We start from the raw sequence: 20,659 nt of genomic DNA, 5'->3' as shown, positions 1-20,659 counted from the left end.
TTGCGCGGGGACCGGACGGGCCGGAGCCGTAACTGCGGGACGACCGAAAGTGATGCGGGTGGACGCGAACGACATGGGTGCCGACCTCCAGCAGGTGCTCATCACCAAGGAAGAGATCGACGCGAAGCTGGCCGAACTGGCCGCGAAGATCGACGCGGAGTACGCGGGCAAGGACCTGTTGATCGTCGGTGTCCTCAAGGGCGCGGTGATGGTCATGGCGGACCTCGCCCGGGCACTGTCCACCCCCGTCACCATGGACTGGATGGCCGTGTCCTCCTACGGGGCGGGCACCCAGTCCTCCGGCGTCGTGCGGATCCTCAAGGACCTCGACACCGACATCAAGGGCAAGCACGTCCTCGTCGTCGAGGACATCATCGACTCCGGTCTGACCCTGTCCTGGCTGATCTCCAACCTCGGTTCCCGCGAGCCCGCCACCCTCAAGGTGTGCACGCTGCTGCGCAAGCCCGAGGCCGCCAAGGTCGCCCTCGACGTGGAATGGGTCGGTTTCGACATCCCCAGCGAGTTCGTCGTCGGCTACGGACTCGACTACGCCGAGAAGTACCGCAACCTCCCGTTCGTCGGTACGCTCGCGCCTCACGTCTACGGCGGCTGAGTCCACCCGGGGCCAGGCTCGTAGGACGATCAGGGAACCCCAGCGGGTTTCGCGCCGTTGGAGCATGCAGAGACGGGATTGCCAGCCGTCCGTGCCACTGCGGGCAACAATGCTGGGGTAACGTCAGAAGAACTGTCTTATCAAACTCACTATGGCAGGAGGGACGGGGCGGCACCGCTCCGTATGGATGGACGTGAAGCGATACTTCCGTGGGCCGGTCATGTGGATCGTGCTGGCCGTCCTTGCCGTGGTCGTGTTGATGCAGGTCGTCGGTTCGTCCGGCGGCTACAAGACGGTGGACACCGGCCAGGTCGTGGCAGCGATCAACGACAACAGGGTGCAGTCGGCCAAGCTCACCACCGGTGACGAGCAGAGCATCAAGGTCACGCTGAAGGACGGCCAGAAGGTCGACGGCAGCTCGAAGATCCAGTCGAGCTATATCGGCGACCAGGGCGTGAACATTGCGGGCACGCTGCAGACCAAATACCAGGACAAGCAGATCCCGGACGGCTACACCGTGTCGCCGTCCAAGCAGAACCCGTTCGTCGGCGTCCTGCTCACGCTGCTGCCCTTCGTCCTGATCGTGGTCGTCTTCCTGTTCCTGATGAACCAGATGCAGGGCGGCGGCTCCCGGGTCATGAACTTCGGGAAGTCCAAGGCCAAGCTCATCACCAAGGACACCCCGAAGACGACCTTCGCCGACGTCGCGGGCTCGGACGAGGCCGTCGAGGAACTCCACGAGATCAAGGAGTTCCTCCAGGAGCCGGCCAAGTTCCAGGCCGTCGGCGCCAAGATCCCCAAGGGTGTGCTGCTCTACGGCCCGCCCGGCACCGGTAAGACGCTGCTTGCGCGCGCCGTGGCCGGCGAGGCGGGGGTCCCCTTCTACTCGATCTCCGGCTCCGACTTCGTCGAGATGTTCGTCGGTGTCGGCGCCTCCCGGGTCCGTGACCTGTTCGAGCAGGCCAAGGCCAACGCACCCGCGATCGTCTTCGTCGACGAGATCGACGCGGTCGGCCGGCACCGCGGCGCCGGTCTGGGCGGCGGTCACGACGAGCGCGAGCAGACGCTGAACCAGCTGCTGGTCGAGATGGACGGCTTTGACGTCAAGGGCGGCGTGATCCTCATCGCCGCGACGAACCGCCCGGACATCCTCGACCCCGCCCTGCTGCGCCCCGGCCGCTTCGACCGCCAGATCGCGGTCGACCGCCCGGACATGCAGGGCCGACTGGAGATCCTCAAGGTCCACCAGAAGGGCAAGCCGGTCGCACCGGACGTCGACCTCTCGGCCGTCGCCCGCCGCACCCCCGGCTTCACCGGTGCCGACCTGTCGAACGTGCTGAACGAGGCGGCGCTGCTCACGGCCCGCAGCGACAAGAAGCTGATCGACAACCAGATGCTGGACGAGGCGATCGACCGTGTGGTCGCGGGCCCGCAGAAGCGGACCCGGATCATGTCGGACAAGGAGAAGAAGATCACCGCGTACCACGAGGGCGGACACGCCCTGGTCGCGGCGGCCTCCCCGAACTCCGACCCGGTCCACAAGATCACCATCCTGTCCCGCGGCCGGGCCCTCGGCTACACGATGGTGCTCCCGGACGAGGACAAGTACTCCACGACCCGCAACGAGATGCTGGACCAGCTCGCCTACATGCTGGGCGGTCGCGCGGCCGAAGAACTGGTCTTCCACGACCCGACCACGGGCGCCGCGAACGACATCGAGAAGGCCACCACCACGGCCCGCGCGATGGTCACCCAGTACGGCATGACCGAGCGGCTGGGCGCGATCAAGTTCGGCGGCGACAACACCGAGCCGTTCCTCGGACGTGAGATGGCTCACCAGCGCGACTACTCGGAAGAGGTCGCCGCGCTGGTGGACGAGGAAGTCAAGAAGCTCATCGAGAACGCGCACAACGAGGCGTGGGAGATCCTGGTCGAGAACCGCGACGTCCTCGACAACCTCGTCCTGGCCCTCCTGGAGAAGGAGACCCTGGGCAAGGAGGAGATCGCCGAGGTCTTCGCGTCGATCGTCAAGCGCCCGCCGCGGCCCGCCTGGACCGGCTCCTCGCGGCGTACGCCGTCCACCCGCCCGCCGGTGCTCTCCCCCAAGGAGCTGGCACTGACCAACGGTGCGAACGGCGCGACGCCGGCGATCAGCACGGCCAAGTCGACGGCGGCGGAGTCCGCACCGGTGGCCGAGCCGACCCCGGAGGACCGCCCGGAGAGCTGACCGCTCACAGGTGGTGTGGCCCCGGTGGCCACACCAACCCCGGAATGAATGCCGCGCCCCCCAGGGTTCTAGCCTGGGGGGCGCGGCATTTCCGTATGTCCGCATGTGAGCTACCGGAACGAGGCACCCTATGACCGACCCCGTGACCCTGGACGGCGAGGACACCGTCGGCGAGTTCGATGTGAAGCGCGCCGAGAACGCCGTGCGCGAGCTCCTGATCGCGGTCGGCGAAGACCCGGACCGCGAGGGACTGAGGGAGACACCGGCCCGGGTGGCGCGGGCGTATCGGGAGTTGCTGGCAGGGCTGCGGCAGGAGCCCGAGGATGTGCTGACGACGACGTTCGACCTGGGCCATGACGAGATGGTCCTGGTGAAGGACATCGAGATCGTGTCGCTCTGTGAGCATCATCTGCTGCCCTTTCACGGCGTAGCGCATGTCGGGTACATCCCGGCTGAAAGCGGCAAGATCACCGGGTTGTCGAAGCTGGCCCGCCTCGTGGAGGTGTTCGCCCGTCGTCTCCAGGTGCAGGAACGACTCACCACGCAGATCGCCGACTCCCTCGTGCGGATCCTTGAGGCCCGTGGTGTGATCGTCGTGATCGAGGCCGAGCACATGTGCATGTCCGTGCGCGGCATCCGCAAGCCCGGTGCCAAGACGACGACATCGGCGGTGCGCGGTCAGCTCAGGGACGCCACCACCCGTGCCGAGGCGATGAGCCTGATACTGGCGCGCTGAGGGGGTTGACGCGGCAGGGGGTTGACGCGGCGCCGCAGAAGGAGCGCCCTCTGCGGCGCGGACGCCGACGCGGCACTGTCGAAGACGGGTCGCTGTCGAAGACGGCCGGCTCGCCCGGAAGCCCCGGTAACCGTCAAGCCACCGGTTCCGCGCCCGAGTTGTCGTGGTCGTCGTCCTCCGGGAGCTTGCAGACGCGTTCCAGGAAGAGGGCCGCCGCTATGACGGCGATGCCGGCCAGGACGCAGAAGCCGGCGTAGAAAGCCTGGTCACGGCGGGCGGGGATGTCGAGGATCTCCAGGAGGAAGACGCCCGTGCCGCCGTACATCCCGGCGACGAGTGCGGCGACCAGGGCGCTGGACTGGCCGAAGACGACCGCGCGGGCGGCCATCAGCGGGTCGACGCCCTTGGCGCCCGGACGCCGTTCCCGCTGGGCCTTGAGGCGGGCACGCAGCGACAGCGCCGTGGACAGCAGAACCGCCGCGATCAGGGCGAGGACGATGGGGGCGGCCAGGGGCACGCTGGGCAGCGTGCCCATCGAGTTCCACAGTCGGGCGCCCGCCCAGGACAGCACCCCTGCGACGACGAACACGCCGGCCAGCACCCTGATGCGCAGCTCTTTCACGGTGTGTGTTCAGCTCCCCCGGACTGTGGTCGTGGGCGGCCCAACTCAGTGTGTCCGTCCCATGGTCGTCTCGACCTTAACGACTACTCGGGCAGTCGGAGTTCCAGATCCGTGCGCGCTTCCACGCCGCCGCGGGTGACGGCGCCGAGCAGGTCCGCGACGGCGCCGCGGCCGGGGAGCCGGGCGTCGGGGTCCAGATCGTGCCAGGGCGCCAGCACGAAGGCGCGTTCGTGCGCGCGTGGGTGGGGCAGGGTGAGCTGCGGGTCGTCGGAGACGATGTCGGCGTACGCCACGATGTCCACGTCCAGGGTGCGCGGGCCCCAGTGCTCGTCCCGCACCCGGTGGAACGCCTCCTCGACGGCGTGCGCCCGCTCCAGCAGGGAGGACGGCGGGAGGGTGGTCTTCAGCACCACCACCGCGTTGAAGTACGAGGGCTGGCTGCCGGGCTCGACGCCCCACGGCTGCGTCTCGTACACCGGGGAGACCGCCTTGATGCGGACGCCCGGGGTGTCCTCCAGGGCATCGACGGCGCCCTGGAGGGTCTCCAGCCGGTTCCCGAGGTTGGAGCCGAGGGAGATCACGGCGCGTTTGGGGTTCTGCAGGGTGGTGTCGGCGGCGTCGACCTGCTCGACGACGGAGGCGGGCACCGGCTGTACGGTCGGGTCGCTCGGACCGTGCGTGAAGGATGCGGTCATACTCGGCTCCGGGTGATGGTGACGGTCACGTCGTCGAAGGCAACCGTGATCGGCGCGTCCGGTTTGTGGACGCAGACCTCGATCTCCTCGACCCCTTCGTGCTTCAGGCAGGTCTCCGCGATGCGCTCGGCGAGCGTCTCGATGAGATTCACCGGCTCGCCCTCGATCACGGCCACGACCTCCTCGGCCACGATGCCGTAGTGCACGGTCTTCGCCAGGTCGTCGTCGGCGGCGGCCGGCCGGGTGTCCAGGCCGAGGACGAGGTCGACGACGAAGGTCTGGCCCTCCTCGCGTTCCTTGCGGAACACCCCGTGGTGCCCGCGGGCCTTCAGGCCGCGCAACGCGACACGATCCACGCGAATCACTCCTGCAATCGTCGGCGACGGCCGGTCCGTACCGAGTGCGGGCGGCACCCCGGCCTCACCCGAATCTACCTGCGGGCACTGACAGCACCGGGCCGCGGGGGTGTCGGACCGGCCGGGGACCGGGAGGTTTCATCACGTGTTTCCCTTGGGGAACCCGGCGGCTCATGGGCCGGTAGCCCGACCTACCCGCCGGTTCGTGATTCCGGCCACTTCTCGGTCCCTGCCAAGGCGCCTACCCACTCAGGCCGGTGAGTCGTCGTCCGTGTTCTCGCCGTTCTCGCCGTTCTGGCCATTCTCGCCATTCACGCCGTTCTGGCCGTTCTCTCGGTTCTCGCCGTTGTCCTCGGTTTCGGCCAGAACCGGGGAGGCGTGGTGCGACCAGAGCTTCCAGCCGTCGGATGTGCGCCGGAACACATTCGTGGCGACGACGAGTTGGCCGACCAGAGGGCCCAGCTCCGCGCCGGCCTCGGGGGCGGGACCGCCGCTGAGGATGTTCTCGGTGCACGTGACCAGGGCGGTGTCGCCGGTGACGGAGACATGCACATCGGTGAGGAAGAACTGGATGTAGTCGGTGTTCGCCATGATCAGCGCATACGACCTGAGCACCTCGCCGCGGCCGGTGAGTACCGGCCAGCCCGGGTGCACACAGGAGATCACGCCGGTGTCGGCCGGGTCGTGGTACTCCTCGTCGACGCCCAGGTCGGACGGGGTGAGCCAGAGCGAGGACAGCGTTTCGAAGTCGCCCTGTTCCAGCGCCTCGTAGAAGGCGGTGTTGGCCTGTTCGACCTGTTCGACGTCCGTGTGGGCGGCGCTCACCGGGCGTCCCCGGCGCCGTGCGCGTCGTCCGCGCCCGGCGCGCTGCCCGCCGGATTCTTCGCCGTGCGCGCTCCCTGCACGGCGCGCACCACGCGGACGGAGTCCGCCGTGGCGCGCACCTCGTGGACGCGTACGGCCCAGGCGCCGGCCTGCGCGGCGAGCGCGGAGACGGCGGCCGTGGCGGCGTCGCGCTCCCGGGCGGGCGGCGGCGCCCCGTCCGGGGCGGCCAGGACCCGGCCGAGGAACCGTTTGCGGGAGGCGGCGACGAGCAGTGGGTGGCCCAGGGTGTGCAGGCGGTCGAGGTGGGCGAGGAGGGCGAGATCGTGCTCGGCCTCCTTGGAGAAGCCGAGACCGGGGTCGACGACGATGCGGTCGGCGGCGATGCCGCCCGCCACGAGGGCCTCCACGCGTGCGTGCAGCTCGTCGACGACTTCGGTGACGACATCGTCGTACCTGCCGGGGACGTTGCCGCCCTCCAGGAAGCCGCGCCAGTGCATGACGACGAAGGGGGCGCCCGCCGCGGCCACCACCGGGATCATCGCGGGATCGGCGAGGCCGCCGCTGACGTCGTTGACGAGGGTGGCACCGGCCGCGAGGGACTGTTCGGCGACCGAGGCGCGCATGGTGTCGACGGAGACGGTGACGCCCTCGGCGACGAGGCCGCGCACGACCGGAATGACGCGCCTGAGTTCCTCGGCCTCGTCGACGCGGGTGGCGCCCGGGCGGGTGGACTCGCCGCCGACGTCGATCAGGTCGGCTCCCTCAGTGACCAGGTCGAGGCCGTGTTTGACGGCGACGGTCGTGTCGAAGTAGCGGCCGCCGTCGGAGAAGGAGTCGGGGGTCACGTTCACGACGCCCATGACCGCGCACCGGTCCCATGCCGGAAGCCCTGCCACTCGGCCGCGCCCGCTCTGGTTGCTCATACCTTCAGCGTAGGCCCCGGGCGGGACGGCCCGGGCGGGCGGCCCGAGCGGGCACGGCCGGGCCCGACGGCCGCGGCCCGAACGGTGCCCGAGCGGAGCCCGTGCGGTCGGAGGGCGGGGGGCCGGGCTCGGGCCGGTGCGGGTCAGGCGGCCCGTACGTCGTGCTCGGCGAGGCCGTGGGCGCACGGGCGGGCGGCGGCGGCCGAGCGACGCCGCAGGAAGCGGGGCAGCGGCAGGCCGAGGCTGACGAAGCCCTCCGCCTGCATGGCGGCGAAGCCGATGCGGGGCAGGTCGCCGGAGGCGCGGTAGACGACGAACCGCGGCTCCCAGCGGGGCTGGAACTTGGCGTTGAACTTGTACAGCGACTCGATCTGGAACCAGCGGGAGAGGAAGACCAGCAACCCGCGCCAGGCGCGCAGCACCGGGCCCGCACCGATCTTCTCGCCGCGGGCGAGGGCCGAGCGGAACATCGCGAAGTTGAGCGAGATCCGCGTGATGCCGAACTTCGGCGCCGCCTGGAGCGCGGCGACGATCAGCAGTTCGTTCATGCCCGGGTCGGCCGTGCGGTCGCGGCGCATCAGGTCCAGGGACGCGCCGTCGGCGCCCCAGGGCACGAAGTGCAGGATGGCCTTCAGATCGCCGTACGGGCCCTGGTCCTCGGCCCGGCCGTCGCCCGCCGCGGCCCTGCCCGGTGCGCCGTCCGCCGCCCCGTCGACCCGGTGGGCGGTGGCGATCAGACAGTCGCCGTCGGCCGGGTCGCCGATGCGGCCGAGCGCCATGGAGAAACCGCGCTCGGTGTCGGTGCCGCGCCAGTCCTCCGCGGCCCGCCGGACACGTTCGAGTTCGCCTTCGCCGAGGTCACGGATGCGCCGTACCCGGGTTTCGTAACCGGCTCGTTCGATGCGCTTGACCATTTGCCGGACGTTGCGCATCGCGCGTCCGGCGAGCGAGAAATCCGCGACGTCCACCACCGCCTCGTCGCCGAGTTCGAGCGCGTCCAGGCCCGTCTCCCGGGTCCACACCTCGCCGCCGGTCTCCGAGCAGCCCATCACGGCGGGGGTCCAGGAGTGGGCCCTGGCCTCGTCCATGAAGCGTTCGATGGCGCCCGGCCATGCCTCGACGTCGCCGATCGGGTCGCCGCTGGCGAGCATCACGCCGGAGACGACGCGGTAGGTCACGGCCGCCTTGCCGCTGGGCGAGAACACGACCGCTTTGTCGCGGCGCAGCGCGAAGTGGCCGAGCGAGTCGCGCCCGCCGTGCTTGGCCAGGAGGGCGCGCAGTTGGGCCTCGTCCTCCTCGGTCAGCCGCGCGGCCGGGTGTTCCGGGCGGAACGCGAGGTAGATGGTGGTGATCGCGGTGAGCAGGCCGAGAGCGCCGAGCGAGAAGGCGACCGTCCAGGAGGTGCTGCCCTGGTAGTTCACCGGCCCCTCGAAGCCGAACAGGCCGTACAGGACGTGCGTCAGCCGGTCGGCCACGCTCGGGTCGCCGATCGTCCGCTTCGGGTGGACGCTGACGATGACCAGCCCGAGCGCGAGGGAACCGGCGCCCATGAGGACGAAGTTGGCGAGCGCGCGCCACCGGCTGCGCGGATCGGGCAGCGCCGCGAACTCGCCGCGGTGGCGCAGCAGCGGCAGGAGCAGCGCCAGCGAGATGAGCGCCCCGATGACGGAGTGCCGGTACACGAACTGGGCGACCGCGCCGGCCGGCAGCAGGGCGACCGCGGCCCGCCAGGCCCGACGTTTGCGCCGTCGGAGGCCGTGCGCGAGCAGCAGCAACAGCACGCCGGTGCTGAGCGAGAGCGCGGCGGCGAACGGGCCGAGCGCGCCGGGCAGTACCTCGGCGAGCGCGTGCATACGGCTGTGCCGAAAGCGTGGGAAGACGCCCGCGGCGATGTCCACAAGGCCCACGACGGCACACGCCCGGCCGATCAGGGCGGGGACGGCCTCGGGCCGCGGGCCGCGGAGTATGCGGCGCGCCACGCTTGCTCGACTCGGAACCTTGCCCGACATTTCCCCATCTATCCTGACAGACATCGCATCCCATAGTTCTGCGAGAGACCTTGGATCCGGTGCCGATTCGGGCATCCGGCGACATTGCGCCCTCTAGGACGGTGTCCCGGGGGGAGAGGTTCACTCCCCAGTGAAAAGCCGGTTCAAAGGCCACGGAAAGCCCAGGGCAAGCCCTCGCGAACGCGTCGGCGGCCCATGGGCGGAAAGCGCAGGCAGGAAACAGCCCATGGGTCTCACTAGCGACAAGGTGCTGGCACTGGCGGTCGGGTTCGCCCTGCTGCTGTTCGCCGGCACGGTGTGGGTCTGGCCGCGGCTGGCCCGCACGACCTGGCGGGCCGTCAGCGGCCGGATCACCCTTCTCCTGGCCACCCAGGTGGCGCTGTTCGCCTCCCTGGGCATCGCCGCCAACCAGGCATTCGGCTTCTACGCGGGCTGGGCGGACCTGTTCGGCCAGGAGACCGACCAGGGTGTCGTCGTCGACCACACCGGGCACGGCGCCGACGGCCCGCTCCAGGTGGTCGGCGCCGGGCGGGTGCCAGGGGCGAGCGGATCGCTGCCGCAGGCCGCAGGGGAGGTGCAGCGGGTCGACATCGTGGGGCGTAGGACCCGTATCGCCACCCCTGCGTACGTGTATCTGCCGCCCGAGTACTTCCAGCCGCGCTACCGCACGCGTACGTTCCCGGCGGCCGTCGTCCTCACCGGGTACCCCGGCACGGCGCGCTCCCTGGTGGACAAGCTGCGCTACCCGCGTACCGCGCGGCAACTCGCCGAGGCCGGGCGCATGCAGCCGATGATCCTGGTGATGCTGCGGCCGACGGTGGCGCCGCCGCGCGACACGGAATGCGTGGACGTGCCGGGTGGCCCGCGCACCGAGACGTTCTTCGCCCGCGATCTGCCCGATGCCGTGCTCGCCCACTACCGGGTGGGCGGAAAGCCGGGCAGTTGGGGGATCGTCGGCGATTCCACCGGCGGTTACTGCGCCTTGAAGCTCGCGATGCACCATCCCGATGTGTACGCGGCGGGCGCGGGCCTGTCCCCGTACTACAAGGCGCCGGTCGATCCCACGACCGGCGATCTCTTCCATGGCGACAAGGCCCTGCGCAATCGCGCCGATCTGCGCTGGTTCCTCGATCACGAGGCCGCGCCGGACACCTCACTGCTCGTCAGCAGCAGCAAGATCGGCGAGCGTGACTACAAGGCCACGCTGGAATTCATCAAGCGTGTGGAGGCCACGAACCTGACCCGGATCTCCTCGATCATCCTCGACAGCGGCGGGCACAACTTCAACACCTGGCGGCGCGAGATCCCGGCCACGTTGCAGTGGTTGAGCAGGCGATTGACCGACCACTGAAAACGATCTTGATGAATTCGGCGGAGCGCAGTTCGCCGTTGCCGTTCCCGATGGTGACGGGAAGGCTTCGGTATGGCTGTGTTTTTACGGGCCGGGCAACCACGATTCTCCTACGCGCGGTAAGTTTCTGGCCATGCCACGTGGACGTCACCGCCATTCCCCGCCTTTGCACAGGCTGTTGCCGCCCTCGGCGATCGCCGGCGTCTCCCTCGTCTGCGCGCTGGGTCCCTGGGTGTCCTCCGAACCGATGGTGCTCCGTCTGCTCGCTTCGGTCGCCGCGGCGACCGCGTTCGTGGGCGCGGCCGTGATGCGCCGCTGGGACGCACATGCGGGCAAACAGGTCGCCGACCTCACGCGCGTGCGTGCCGGTGAGGAGTGGCGCCACGAGGAGCGGGTCGCGGAACTGGAGACCGACCTGGAGGAGTCGCGCGAACTGCGCGTCAGGCTGGAGCAGCGGCTGCGCGCCAAGCGGGCCGAACTGGCGGGGCTGCGCAATGAGCACGCCGCGCTGCTGCGGCGCTATGCCACGGCGGAGACCGAGCGTGCCACCGCGCTGGAGGGCCGTCGGCTGCTGGAGGTGGAGGCCGTGCCCTCGCGTGCGCTGCCGCCCGCGCCGGCCGTGGCGCGGCCGGAGGCCGCACGGGCGGATGGCGTACGGGCGGATGTCGCGTCCGGGGCCGGGCGGGCCGACGGCGGCAAGGCGGCCGACGAGCGCGCGGCTCGCGGGGCGTCCGAGGCGACGGCGGGGGACGAGAAGGGCGCGGCGGGCACAGGGACGCCGACGGCTCCCCGGGTGTTCTCCGCCGAGGGGGCCGCGCTGTTCCTACGGGCCCGGGCGGCGCTGTCCCGCTTGGCCGACGGTGGCGAGGCGGCACCCGCGGCGGAATCCGTCGCCGAGGCCGTTGCCGGGTCCGGCCCGGAGTCCGTCGCCGAGGCCGTTGCCGAGACTGTCACCGACGTCGTCGTCGAGGCCGGTCCCGAGTCCGCTGCCACGACAGGCCCCGAGTCCACGCCTGGTTCTGCTGTCGACGCCGCCCCGGAGTCCGCGTCCGCCTTCGCACCGGCCCCGCGGCCGACCTCGGAAGCCGCTCCCAAAGGGCGGCGGCGCGCGGACGGTGTGACGAACGAGGCCGTCGCCGCCGGGGCGCGGCCGAACGGCGGCGCGGAGCAGGCAGGGGAGCCCGCCGCGGAGTCCGTTCCGGAGGACGAGGCGCTGGGGCAGTCCGAGGCGGTCGCCGGGCACGAGCACGCGGCCGCCTCCGACTCCCCGGTGCCGGTCGCGGCCGGCCAGCCCTCGGGGCACTTCGCCGTGCCGACCGCGGTGGCCGTCGTACCGGCCACGCCCGCGCGTCCGTCGGTCGAGGGCGGGTTCGACTTCTTCGGCACCCAGAAGGGCGCGCCGTCGGCCCCCTTGGACGCCGTGCAGAACGAGGACCTGGCCGACGTGGTCGGTCAGGAGGCGCTCGCGCTCCACAAGGCCGAGTCCGAGGGCGGGTTCAAGCCCGCCGACGAGAAGGTGCACAACGCCGGCGAGGTCATCGACCTGACGGCGCACGACGAGACGGAACAGATCGACCTGCCGGGGCTGCGCAGCGCGGCCTCCTGAGCCCGTCGGGCGCGCTCGGGCCGACAGACGAGCACCGTCCGTCGCGCGCGTTTACAGGTCATCCACCGGTCAGTCGGCGCGTTCAGGTCATCCACCGGTCCGCCGGGTGCGTTCGGGGCAACCACCGGTCCGGGAGGGCGTGTTCAGGTCATCCACCGGTCCGGTGGGGCGTCCCTGCGGCCCGTCCGTGACCGCTCGGCCTGGGCGCGCAGCAGCTCCGCCGCCTCCCCGGCGTCCCGCAGACGGGCCGTGACGGTCTTGTCGGCCCCGGTGTCCACATGGACGTTCGCGAGGCGCCACAGGCGCTCCCAGGGGCCCTGTGTGACCCGTACGCTCTGGACCTTGGCGTGCGGCACCAGCGACAGGCTCCGGCGCAGCAGTCCGTGCCGGGCGGCGAACACCGTGTCGGTGACCGCGATGCCATGCCCGCGCCACCACACCGGCAGGCACCGCCCGGCACGCCGCGGCGGGCGCCCCACCGACCGCGGCACGGCCACGCCGGGCAGCACGCGCGCGATGACGGACTCGGCGGTCGCGCGCGGAGCGACCGGCACCAGCACGGAGTTGGACGACCCGGCGACATCCAGTTCCACCCGCACCCAGCCGCGGCGGCGCCACAGCATCGGCTCCACGATCCGCACGGTCTGCACCCGCCCCGGCGGCACCGTCTCGTGCGCGCGGTCGAGCAGCCCGTGGTCGATCCGCAGCCCGTCCGGGGACTCGGCCACCGTCCAGTCGTACTCGGCGACGAACCGGCCCACACTACTCGCGCCCGCCGCACCGAGCAGCGGCAGCCCGGTGGCGAGGACCGTCCACACGCTGTGGGTGGCCAGCCACAGCACGGGCGGCACGACGAGCGCGGCCACCAGGGAGCCCCAGGTGGCGCCCGTCAGCACCAGGGAGACCGCGAGATCCCGCGCGGGCAGCCGCATCAGTTCGCGCGCCGGGGCCTCGCCGACCTCGTGCGCCGTCTCGGGCGCGAAACCGGCGGCACGCGCGAGCAGCTCCGCGCGCAGGGCGCGCGCCTCGTCCTCACCGAGGAAGGCGAGTTCGTCCTTCTTGTCGGCCCCGACGACATCGATCCGCAGCTTGGCGACGCCCGCCACGCGCGCGAGGAGCGGACGCGTGACGTCGACGGCCTGGATCCGCTCCAGCCGGATGTGCGCCGTGCGCCGGAACAACAGGCCGGTACGTATGCGCAGTTCGCTGTCGGTCACCGAGAAACGGGTGAACCACCAGGACAGGAAACCGTAGAGGGCGGCTGCCGGGACCAGCACGGCGAGCCCGGTCAGCAGCCACGCCGTGGTCAGCTTGGTCAGCTGCTCCTGCGCCTGGTTCGGGTCGTGCACCGCCCATCCGGCGAGCACGGCGACCGGCGCCCACGCCCGCCGGAACGGCGTCACGGGATGCAGCCGCCGCTCGGTCACGGGCCGCTCCGTCCGTACGCCGTCCTCGACGCCCGGCGCGGTCACAGGCCGGCCGATCGGGCCTCGCCGAGCTCGGTGAGCCGGTCGCGCAGCCGTTCCGCCTCGGCCGGGTCGAGGCCAGGGATGGTGGCGTCGGTGGCCGCGGCGGCGGTGTGCAGCTGGACGCTGGCCAGCCCGAAGTGCCGCTCCACGGGCCCGGAGGTCACCTCGACGAGCTGCATGCGCCCGTACGGCACGACGGTCTCCTCGCGCCACAGGACGCCGCGGCTGATCAGCAGGTCGTCGGCGCGCTCGGCGTACCGCCAGGAGCGCCAGTTGCGGCCCAGCAGCACCCAGCCCCAGGCCAGCAGGGCGAGCGGCGGCAGCGCGAACGCGGCCCAGGGCGGCCCGGCGAGCAGGCCGGGCAGCAGACCCGCGGCCAGGGCGACCAGTCCCAGCCACACCGACAGCAGCAGTCGGCGCATCCGCAGCAGCCCCGGCGGCAGCCCGGTCCACACCGGATCGGTGCCCGTCGTCCCTGCCGTCCCCGTGGCGGTCCCCGCTGTCCCCGTGGGGGTTCCTGCCGTCCCCGCTGTCCCCGTTCCCGTGGCGCTCCCCGCCGCTCCCGCCTCGCGCGGGCTCCCCGTCTCCATACGGCCAGCCTACGTAGGGGAGACTGGATGCATGACTCCTACGACGGAGACCACGGTCGGGATCGGCGGCGCGGCGGAGAGCACCGACATGGTGCTCAACATCGGCCCTCAGCACCCTTCCACGCACGGCGTGCTGCGGCTGCGGCTCGTGCTGGACGGCGAGCGCATCGTGCACGCGGAACCCGTGATCGGCTATATGCACCGGGGAGCGGAGAAGCTCTTCGAGGCGCGCGACTACCGCCAGATCATCATGCTCGCCAACCGCCACGACTGGCTGTCGGCCTTCTCCAACGAGCTGGGCGTGGTGCTCGCCGTGGAGCGGATGCTCGGCATGGAGGTCCCCACGCGCGCGGTGTGGACGCGCACGCTGCTCGCCGAGCTGAACCGGGTGCTGAACCACCTGATGTTCCTGGGCTCCTATCCGCTGGAACTGGGCGGCATCACCCCGGTCTTCTACGCCTTCCGGGAGCGGGAGGTGCTGCAGAACGTCATGGAGGAGGTCTCCGGCGGGCGCATGCACTACATGTTCAACCGGGTCGGCGGCCTCAAGGAGGACCTGCCGGCCGGATGGACGGCACGCGCGCGTGCCGCCGTCGCCGCGGTGCGCTCGCGCATGGACGTCTTCGACGACCTGGTCCTCGGCAACGAGATCTTCCGCGGGCGCACCCGGGGCGTGGGGACGCTCGCGCCGCAGACCGTGCACGCCTACGGCGTGAGCGGGCCCATCGCGCGGGCGGCCGGCGTCGACTTCGACCTGCGGCGCGACGAGCCGTACCTGGCGTACGGGGAACTGCGGGACACCCTGCGGGTGGTGACCCGGCGGGAGGGCGACTGCCTCGCCCGCTTCGAGTGCCTCCTGGAGCAGACGCACAACGCCCTGGCGCTGGCCGACGCCTGTCTCGACCGGCTGGCGGAGCTGCCGCCCGGCCCGATCAACCAGCGGTTGCCGAAGGTCCTGAAGGCGCCCGAGGGGCACACGTACGCGTGGACCGAGAACCCGCTCGGCATCAACGGCTACTACCTGGTCAGCAAGGGCGAGAAGACCCCGTACCGGCTCAAGCTGCGCTCGGCCTCGTACAACAACATCCAGGCGCTCACCGAGCTGCTCCCGGGCACGTTGGTCGCGGACATGGTGGCGATCCTGGGGTCGTTGTTCTTCGTCGTCGGGGACATCGACAAGTAGCCGACAGCCGGCTCTCCGGCCGGACGGAAGCCGGCGAGCGGCCCGGGGCGTCTCACGCGCGGGCGGGGTCCGGGCCGAGCGGATGGGGGATGCCGACCGGCTGGAGCAGCCAGCCGAAGTCGCCGAGACCGCCGACCGCGGTGAGTTCCGCGGCCTCGCCGGCGCTCGCGAGGGCGCGCAGATATGCCGGGGGGTCCGTGGAGGCGAGCGCGAGCGGGGGACGTGCGCCGACGAGGCCCAGGGCGCGCAGCGCATCGCGTTGTGCGAGCAGACGCGCGGCCGGGAGCGCGTCCGCCGCACGGTGCGCCCCGGCGGCTCCCAGCGCCGGGCGCGCTCCCAGCGCCGCGCACGCGTCCAGGGCGACGTGCGCCGTGATGTCGCACGATCCGTCCGGCACGGGCGCCGTCTCGCGCCCCTCCCGGAACCCGGTCAGCGTCCCGAACGGGGGCCGCGCCCGCGCGGTGTGCGCGTAGTCCACGGCGACCGCGAGCCCCCGCTCGACGCACGCCACGGCGGACGCCCACGCGGTGTCCCTCGGCAGCCCGATCTCGGCGCGCAGCCCCTCCTCGGGCGGCAGCGGCCACCAGCGCGCGAGCCAGGCCGCCTCCGCCACCGCCACCGGCTCCCCGAGCCGCTCGGTGCCGTCCTCCCGTACGAGCAGCAGCCGGGCCACGCCCGCGTGGTCCACCTCGGCGACCTCCAGCGGCACGTTGTCCAGCCACTCGTTGGCGAACAGCAGCCCGGTGATCCCCGCGGGCGGCTCGCTCAGCCAGGTGATCCGCTCGTCGAGCCCCTCGGGGCGGGCGGCGACCTCCACGGCGTACCCGCGGGCGCGTGCGGCCACCTCGGCGGGCAGCGCGGCGAGCACGCCGGTGACCAGTTCGCCCCGCCCGGCGGCCATGTCCACGAAGTCCAGCGTCCCGGGCCGCCCCAGCGCCTCGTCGACCCGGCACAGCAGCCCGGCCACGGCCGCCGCGAACAGCGGTGAGACGTGCACGGATGTACGGAAGTGCCCGGCGGGTCCCTCGGGGCGCCGGTAGAAGCCGCCGGGGCCGTAGAGCGCCGCCTCGGTGGCCGCACGCCAGCCGCGCCACCCGCCCGGCGCGGCGTCCCGCTCCGCGCCGCGCGTACCGCCTGCGGACCTGTCCGTACCGCCTGTGGACCCGCCCGTTCCACCTGCGGATCCGCCCATGGTCCCGCGCGTTGTCCCGTCCGTCACCGCACCAGACTAGGCGCACAGATGATCACGGTCTCCACCTTGCGGAGTATGTGCGTCAGGCGCGGATCGGCCCACCGGCTGACCCCTGCGCACATCACCCTTCCCTACTCTGGGTTACGTGCAGCGCCTCTACGACTTCCTCCGCAGACACCCGACGTGGGTCGACACCCTCTGGGCCGTCGTCCTGTTCGGGCTCTCCTGCGTGAGCGTCACCAGCATCGACGGGGCGCCGGGCCACCACGGATCGGTCGCCTCGGGGCTGGCCCTGTCCGCCGTGCTGTGTGTCGTCATCGCGCTGCGCCGCCGGCTGCCGGAGCCGATGCTGCTCACGGCCGCCGCGACCGGAGTGGCCCAGCTCGCCCTGGACGTCGAGACGACCGTCGCCGACTTCGCCATGCTGGTGATCATCTACACGGTCGCCGCGATCGGCGCGCGCTGGGCCTCCTGGTTCGCGCTGATCACCGGCCTGTGCGCGGCGACCCTGGCGCAGATCCGTTGGCCGGTCGAGGAGGCGAGCTTCGCGGGGCAGATCGCGATGGCGGTCTTCCAGACGGTGCCGTTCGCCCTCGCGTGGGTGCTCGGCGACTCCATGCGCACGCGCCGCGCCTACTTCGCCCAACTGGAGGAGCGGGCCGCCCGCCTGGAGAAGGAGCGGGAGGCGCAGGCCAAGGTCGCGGTCGCCGCCGAGCGCGCCCGGATCGCGCGCGAGCTGCACGACGTCGTCGCGCACAACGTGTCGGTGATGGTGGTGCAGGCCGACGGCGCCGCCTACGTCCTCGACGCCGCGCCCGACCAGGCGAAGAAGGCCCTGGAGACGATCTCCTCCACCGGCCGTCAGGCGCTCGCCGAGATGCGCCGCCTGCTCGGCGTGCTGCGTACCGGCGAGCACAAGGAGGTCGGCGAGTACGTCCCGCAGCCCGATGTGGAGCAGATCGACGAGCTGATCGAGCAGTGCCGCACCTCCGGGCTGCCCGTCGACTTCAAGGTCGAGGGCACCCCGCGCCCGCTGCCCAGCGGCGTCGAGCTGACCGCGTACCGGATCGTGCAGGAGGCCCTGACCAACACCCGCAAGCACGGTGGGCCGAACGCGGGCGCCAGCGTGCGCCTGGTCTACTTCGACGACGGGCTCGGCCTGCTCGTCGAGGACGACGGCAAGGGCGCCCCGCACGAGCTGTACGAGGAGGGCGGCGCCGACGGCGGGGGCCACGGTCTGATCGGCATGCGCGAGCGGGTCGGCATGGTCGGCGGCACCCTCGACGCGGGGCCCCGCCCGGGCGGAGGATTCCGTATCAGCGCCCTGCTCCCGCTCAAACCAGCGCATTGACGCCACCGCACGCCCCGTTGACACCCGCCACGCCCCCACCGTCTCCACAGAAGACCCAAGAGCCGTACAGCCGAAGAGCTGTAGACCGTAGAGCTGTAGAACCGCAGAGCCGTAGACCGAAGAGACGGAAACGGAAGAAGAGGACCCGATGGCGATCCGCGTGATGCTCGTCGACGACCAGGTGCTGCTGCGCACCGGTTTCCGGATGGTGCTTGCCGCCCAGCCGGACATGGAGGTCGTCGCGGAGGCGGGCGACGGCGTCGAGGCCCTCCAGGTGCTGCGCTCCACCGCCGTCGACGTCGTCCTGATGGACGTCCGCATGCCGAAGCTGGACGGCGTGGAGGCCACCCGCCGCATCTGCTCCGAGCCCGACCCGCCGAAGGTGCTGATCCTGACCACCTTCGACCTCGACGAGTACGCCTTCTCCGGGCTGAAGGCGGGCGCCTCCGGCTTCATGCTGAAGGACGTGCCGCCCGCGGAACTGCTGGCCGCCATCCGCTCCGTGCACAGCGGCGACGCCGTCGTCGCCCCCTCCACCACCCGACGCCTCCTCGACCGCTTCGCGCCGATGCTGCCCGCCGCCGGCCGGGAACCGCAGCACAAGGAGCTGGACCGGCTCACGGACCGCGAGCGCGAGGTCATGGTGCTGGTCGCCCAGGGCCTGTCGAACGGCGAGATCGCGGCCCGGCTGGTGCTGTCCGAGGCGACGGTGAAGACCCACGTCGGCCGCATCCTGACCAAGCTGGGGCTGCGGGACCGGGTGCAGGTGGTGGTCCTCGCGTACGAGACGGGTCTGGTCCGGGCCGGCGGACACGGCTGACCCTAGGGCCATCGATAGGGTCTTGGGGCCATCGATAGGGTCTGCGCATGCTCCTGTGGATCAACGGCCCCTTCGGGGGCGGCAAGACACAGACCGCGCACGAGATCCAGCGCCGCCTGACCGGCAGTGTGATCTGCGACCCCGAGCACCCCGGCTTCGGGCTGCGTCGCATGCTCCCGCCCGAACTGCGCGGAGACTTCCAGGACTTGGCCGCCTGGCGGCAGGGTGTCGTCGAGGTGCTCGATCTCGCCCTGGCCAAGCAGGACGGCGTGGTGATCGCGCCCATGACGGTCACCGACTCCGGCCACTTCGCCGAGACCGTCGGCCGGCTGCGCGAACTCGGCCATGACGTACAGCACTTCACGCTCCTCGCCGAGCGCGAGACAGTGCTGAAGCGGCTGCGTGAGCGGGGCCTCGGGCAGCTGGTGAAGCTCGCCAGCGGCAAGAAGGCGGTTCCGCGCCGGGAGAGCTGGGCCGTCCAGCAGCTCGACCACTGCCTGGAGCGGCTGCGCGAGCCGGAGTTCGCCGAACATCTGTGGACCGACCACTCCACGGTGCCCAAGACGGCGGACCGGATCGCGGTGCTGGCCGGGCTGACGCTGCGGCCCAACACCGACGGCGCGCTGCGCACCCGGATCAGACAGGCCGGCGTCGGCCTGCGGCACATCCGCCTCGACTGACCGCCCGCGCACGCCCCGACCAGCCGCCGCGGCAGTTCCCCATAGCTAGCGCAGCAGCCCCTCCAGGAGGTCGCCGCCCAGCCGGGCGACGACCGTCACGTCCAACTGGTGCAGCACATAGCGGCCACGGCGGCGGGTGGTGACCAGGCCCGCCTTCTTCAGCACGCCGAGGTGCCGGGACACCTCGGGCGCGGTCAGGCCGTGCACCTGGGCCAGCTCGCTCGTGGTGTACGCGCTGCGCGCCAGATGGCGGCATATCCGCATGCGGACCGGGTGGGACAGCGCGGTCATCCGCAGCGTGAGCTGCTCCACCGACGGGGGCGAGGCCGGCTCGGGGGAGGCGACCGGGTAGTGCAGCGCGGGCTGCCAGCCGTAGCGGTGCAGCACGCTCAGATGCGGCCGGCCCAGGTTCGTCGGTATCAGGAGCAGACCGCCCGCGCTGGCCGTGCGGCCCTCGGTGAGCTTGTCCACGGTGATCAGCGCGGCGGACTCGTCCAGCGTCACGGCCGGGGAGACAGCGGTCAGCGCCTCGGCCAGCCCCTTGTGCCGCAGCAACTCGCCCTTGTGCCGGGCGTCCGCCCTCAGTTGGTGGCGCAGCCGGTCCCAGGTCTCGGCGAAGAAGGCGTCGTCGCAGTCCTCCAGGAAGCGCCGCAGCCAGGCCCGTACGCCCGGTGGGTCGTCCAGCAGCCGCTGGGCGAAACTCACCTGTTGCGGTCCGCGCGAGGCGGCGGCCTCCAGCGCACGGCGGCGCACGACGGCGTTCGACAGGATGTCCGGGGCCCGGGTGTCGTAGGTGGGCGTGCAGGTGAAGTCCAGGGCCGCGTCCACGAAGTCCTCGTCCGCGAGCTTGTCCAGCAGGTCCAGGTCCTCGGCGAGGGTGGCGCCCGGGACCGCGCCGGAAAGGCCCGCGAACGGCATGAACAGGTCCGAGAACGTCGTCCGCCACAGGAAGTCCGCCTCGCACATCCGGTCGGCGAGGTGCGCGTCCAGCCGGGCGGTCACATCGGCCACCCAGCCGCGCAGGCCCGGGTGGTGCCCGGGCTCCGACAGCGCGTGCAGCGCCATGCCCAGCTCGGCCAGGGGTGAGGGCACGACGACGACCCGCTCCGGCCGCAGCCCCGCGATGTCGATGCGCACACTCATGTCCCCCATGGTGCACGCAGGCACTGACATCGATGCTGATACTCGGGTTCCGGTACTCGGGTTCCGGTGGTCGTGGCCCAGCCACTGACCGGCGCCCTGCCCGGTTGTCTTCCCGCTGTTCTGTCCGGCCGCCGGGACCTGTTCTCGATCGGGGCGGCGGGGGCGGCCGGTGGAGGCTCATCAACTTCATTAAGTATCCCTAGTGTTGTGCATGTATATTTGCGTGCATGGAGTTGCTGCGCATGTCCAAGGCTGCGAAGCGTCTCGG

Annotated in this window: 19 protein-coding genes; 9 read left to right on the top strand and 10 right to left on the bottom strand. The window is 71.7% G+C overall.

The window, feature by feature from the left end; genetic code table 11:
• Positions 1 to 52: 52 nt before the first annotated feature.
• The 3 genes from hpt to folE all read left to right on the top strand — a co-directional run bounded on the left by hpt (position 53) and on the right by folE (position 3,576).
• Positions 53 to 613: a hypoxanthine phosphoribosyltransferase gene (hpt, locus tag ACWEKM_RS07390; protein ID WP_451620202.1), complete on the top strand. Its 561-nt coding sequence runs from the start codon at positions 53 to 55 to the stop codon at positions 611 to 613.
• A gap of 187 nt (positions 614 to 800) precedes the next feature.
• Positions 801 to 2,840, top strand: coding sequence for an ATP-dependent zinc metalloprotease FtsH (ftsH, locus tag ACWEKM_RS07385; RefSeq protein ID WP_451620201.1), 2,040 nt, complete (start codon positions 801 to 803; stop codon positions 2,838 to 2,840).
• A gap of 130 nt (positions 2,841 to 2,970) precedes the next feature.
• Positions 2,971 to 3,576: a GTP cyclohydrolase I FolE gene (folE, locus tag ACWEKM_RS07380; RefSeq protein ID WP_451620200.1), complete on the top strand. Its 606-nt coding sequence runs from the start codon at positions 2,971 to 2,973 to the stop codon at positions 3,574 to 3,576.
• A gap of 133 nt (positions 3,577 to 3,709) precedes the next feature.
• Here the strand turns inward: folE and ACWEKM_RS07375 are convergent, their stop codons facing one another.
• From ACWEKM_RS07375 to ACWEKM_RS07350, 6 genes are all read right to left on the bottom strand, one after another.
• Positions 3,710 to 4,198, bottom strand: a complete 489-nt coding sequence (locus ACWEKM_RS07375) for a DUF3180 domain-containing protein (protein ID WP_451620199.1) — start codon at positions 4,196 to 4,198, stop codon at positions 3,710 to 3,712.
• Between the two features lie 83 nt (positions 4,199 to 4,281).
• Positions 4,282 to 4,893, bottom strand: a complete 612-nt coding sequence (folK, locus tag ACWEKM_RS07370; protein ID WP_451620198.1) for a 2-amino-4-hydroxy-6-hydroxymethyldihydropteridine diphosphokinase — start codon at positions 4,891 to 4,893, stop codon at positions 4,282 to 4,284.
• Entirely contained in the window at positions 4,890 to 5,249 is a 360-nt protein-coding gene (gene folB / locus ACWEKM_RS07365) for a dihydroneopterin aldolase (RefSeq protein WP_451620197.1), read from the bottom strand. The genes folK and folB overlap by 4 nt, the downstream gene beginning before the upstream one ends.
• 249 nt (positions 5,250 to 5,498) lie before the next feature.
• Complete coding sequence (locus tag ACWEKM_RS07360; RefSeq protein WP_451620196.1) at positions 5,499 to 6,074, bottom strand: nuclear transport factor 2 family protein; 576 nt, start codon at positions 6,072 to 6,074, stop codon at positions 5,499 to 5,501.
• Positions 6,071 to 6,997 carry a dihydropteroate synthase gene (gene folP / locus ACWEKM_RS07355; protein ID WP_451620195.1) on the bottom strand — a complete coding sequence of 309 codons (927 nt, stop codon included), beginning with the start codon at positions 6,995 to 6,997 and terminating at the stop codon, positions 6,071 to 6,073. Before folP ends, ACWEKM_RS07360 begins: the two co-directional genes overlap by 4 nt.
• 143 nt (positions 6,998 to 7,140) lie before the next feature.
• Positions 7,141 to 9,006, bottom strand: a complete 1,866-nt coding sequence (locus tag ACWEKM_RS07350) for a phosphatidylglycerol lysyltransferase domain-containing protein (RefSeq protein ID WP_451620194.1) — start codon at positions 9,004 to 9,006, stop codon at positions 7,141 to 7,143.
• A 226-nt stretch (positions 9,007 to 9,232) separates the two neighbouring features.
• Here ACWEKM_RS07350 and ACWEKM_RS07345 point away from each other — a divergent pair, with 226 nt between their 5' ends.
• Entirely contained in the window at positions 9,233 to 10,357 is a 1,125-nt protein-coding gene (locus tag ACWEKM_RS07345) for an alpha/beta hydrolase (RefSeq protein ID WP_451620193.1), read from the top strand.
• Between the two features lie 133 nt (positions 10,358 to 10,490).
• Complete coding sequence (locus tag ACWEKM_RS07340) at positions 10,491 to 11,963, top strand: hypothetical protein (RefSeq protein WP_451620192.1); 1,473 nt, start codon at positions 10,491 to 10,493, stop codon at positions 11,961 to 11,963.
• Positions 11,964 to 12,106: 143 nt separating this feature from the next.
• Here ACWEKM_RS07340 and ACWEKM_RS07335 read toward each other — a convergent pair whose 3' ends face one another.
• A complete protein-coding gene (locus ACWEKM_RS07335) occupies positions 12,107 to 13,435 on the bottom strand; it encodes a PH domain-containing protein (protein ID WP_451620191.1) in 1,329 nt (442 codons plus the stop codon).
• Positions 13,432 to 13,854 (bottom strand): PH domain-containing protein, encoded by a 423-nt coding sequence (locus ACWEKM_RS07330; protein ID WP_451620268.1) that lies wholly within the window; start codon positions 13,852 to 13,854, stop codon positions 13,432 to 13,434. The genes ACWEKM_RS07335 and ACWEKM_RS07330 overlap by 4 nt, the downstream gene beginning before the upstream one ends.
• 199 nt (positions 13,855 to 14,053) lie before the next feature.
• Between ACWEKM_RS07330 and ACWEKM_RS07325 the strand changes: the two genes are divergently transcribed.
• Positions 14,054 to 15,205: an NADH-quinone oxidoreductase subunit D gene (locus tag ACWEKM_RS07325; protein WP_451620190.1), complete on the top strand. Its 1,152-nt coding sequence runs from the start codon at positions 14,054 to 14,056 to the stop codon at positions 15,203 to 15,205.
• 52 nt (positions 15,206 to 15,257) lie between these two features.
• Here the strand turns inward: ACWEKM_RS07325 and ACWEKM_RS07320 are convergent, their stop codons facing one another.
• On the bottom strand, positions 15,258 to 16,424 hold the full coding sequence (locus ACWEKM_RS07320) for an SAM-dependent methyltransferase (RefSeq protein ID WP_451620189.1): 1,167 nt from the start codon (positions 16,422 to 16,424) through the stop codon (positions 15,258 to 15,260).
• Between the two features lie 118 nt (positions 16,425 to 16,542).
• On the opposite strand from ACWEKM_RS07320, the gene ACWEKM_RS07315 reads away from it, so the two are divergent.
• From ACWEKM_RS07315 to ACWEKM_RS07305, 3 genes are all read left to right on the top strand, one after another.
• Positions 16,543 to 17,748 (top strand): sensor histidine kinase, encoded by a 1,206-nt coding sequence (locus tag ACWEKM_RS07315; protein ID WP_451620188.1) that lies wholly within the window; start codon positions 16,543 to 16,545, stop codon positions 17,746 to 17,748.
• Positions 17,749 to 17,896: 148 nt separating this feature from the next.
• Entirely contained in the window at positions 17,897 to 18,568 is a 672-nt protein-coding gene (locus ACWEKM_RS07310; RefSeq protein WP_451620187.1) for a response regulator, read from the top strand.
• A 47-nt stretch (positions 18,569 to 18,615) separates the two neighbouring features.
• Positions 18,616 to 19,248 carry an AAA family ATPase gene (locus ACWEKM_RS07305; protein ID WP_451620186.1) on the top strand — a complete coding sequence of 211 codons (633 nt, stop codon included), beginning with the start codon at positions 18,616 to 18,618 and terminating at the stop codon, positions 19,246 to 19,248.
• Between the two features lie 45 nt (positions 19,249 to 19,293).
• Here ACWEKM_RS07305 and ACWEKM_RS07300 read toward each other — a convergent pair whose 3' ends face one another.
• Complete coding sequence (locus ACWEKM_RS07300; protein WP_451620185.1) at positions 19,294 to 20,391, bottom strand: DUF5937 family protein; 1,098 nt, start codon at positions 20,389 to 20,391, stop codon at positions 19,294 to 19,296.
• Positions 20,392 to 20,659: the final 268 nt, after the last annotated feature.

It is taken from the genome of Streptomyces sp. NPDC004752 (assembly GCF_053601275.1).
Note: the sequence above shows the minus strand (reverse complement) of the source record. Positions and strands in the feature narration are given on the sequence as shown.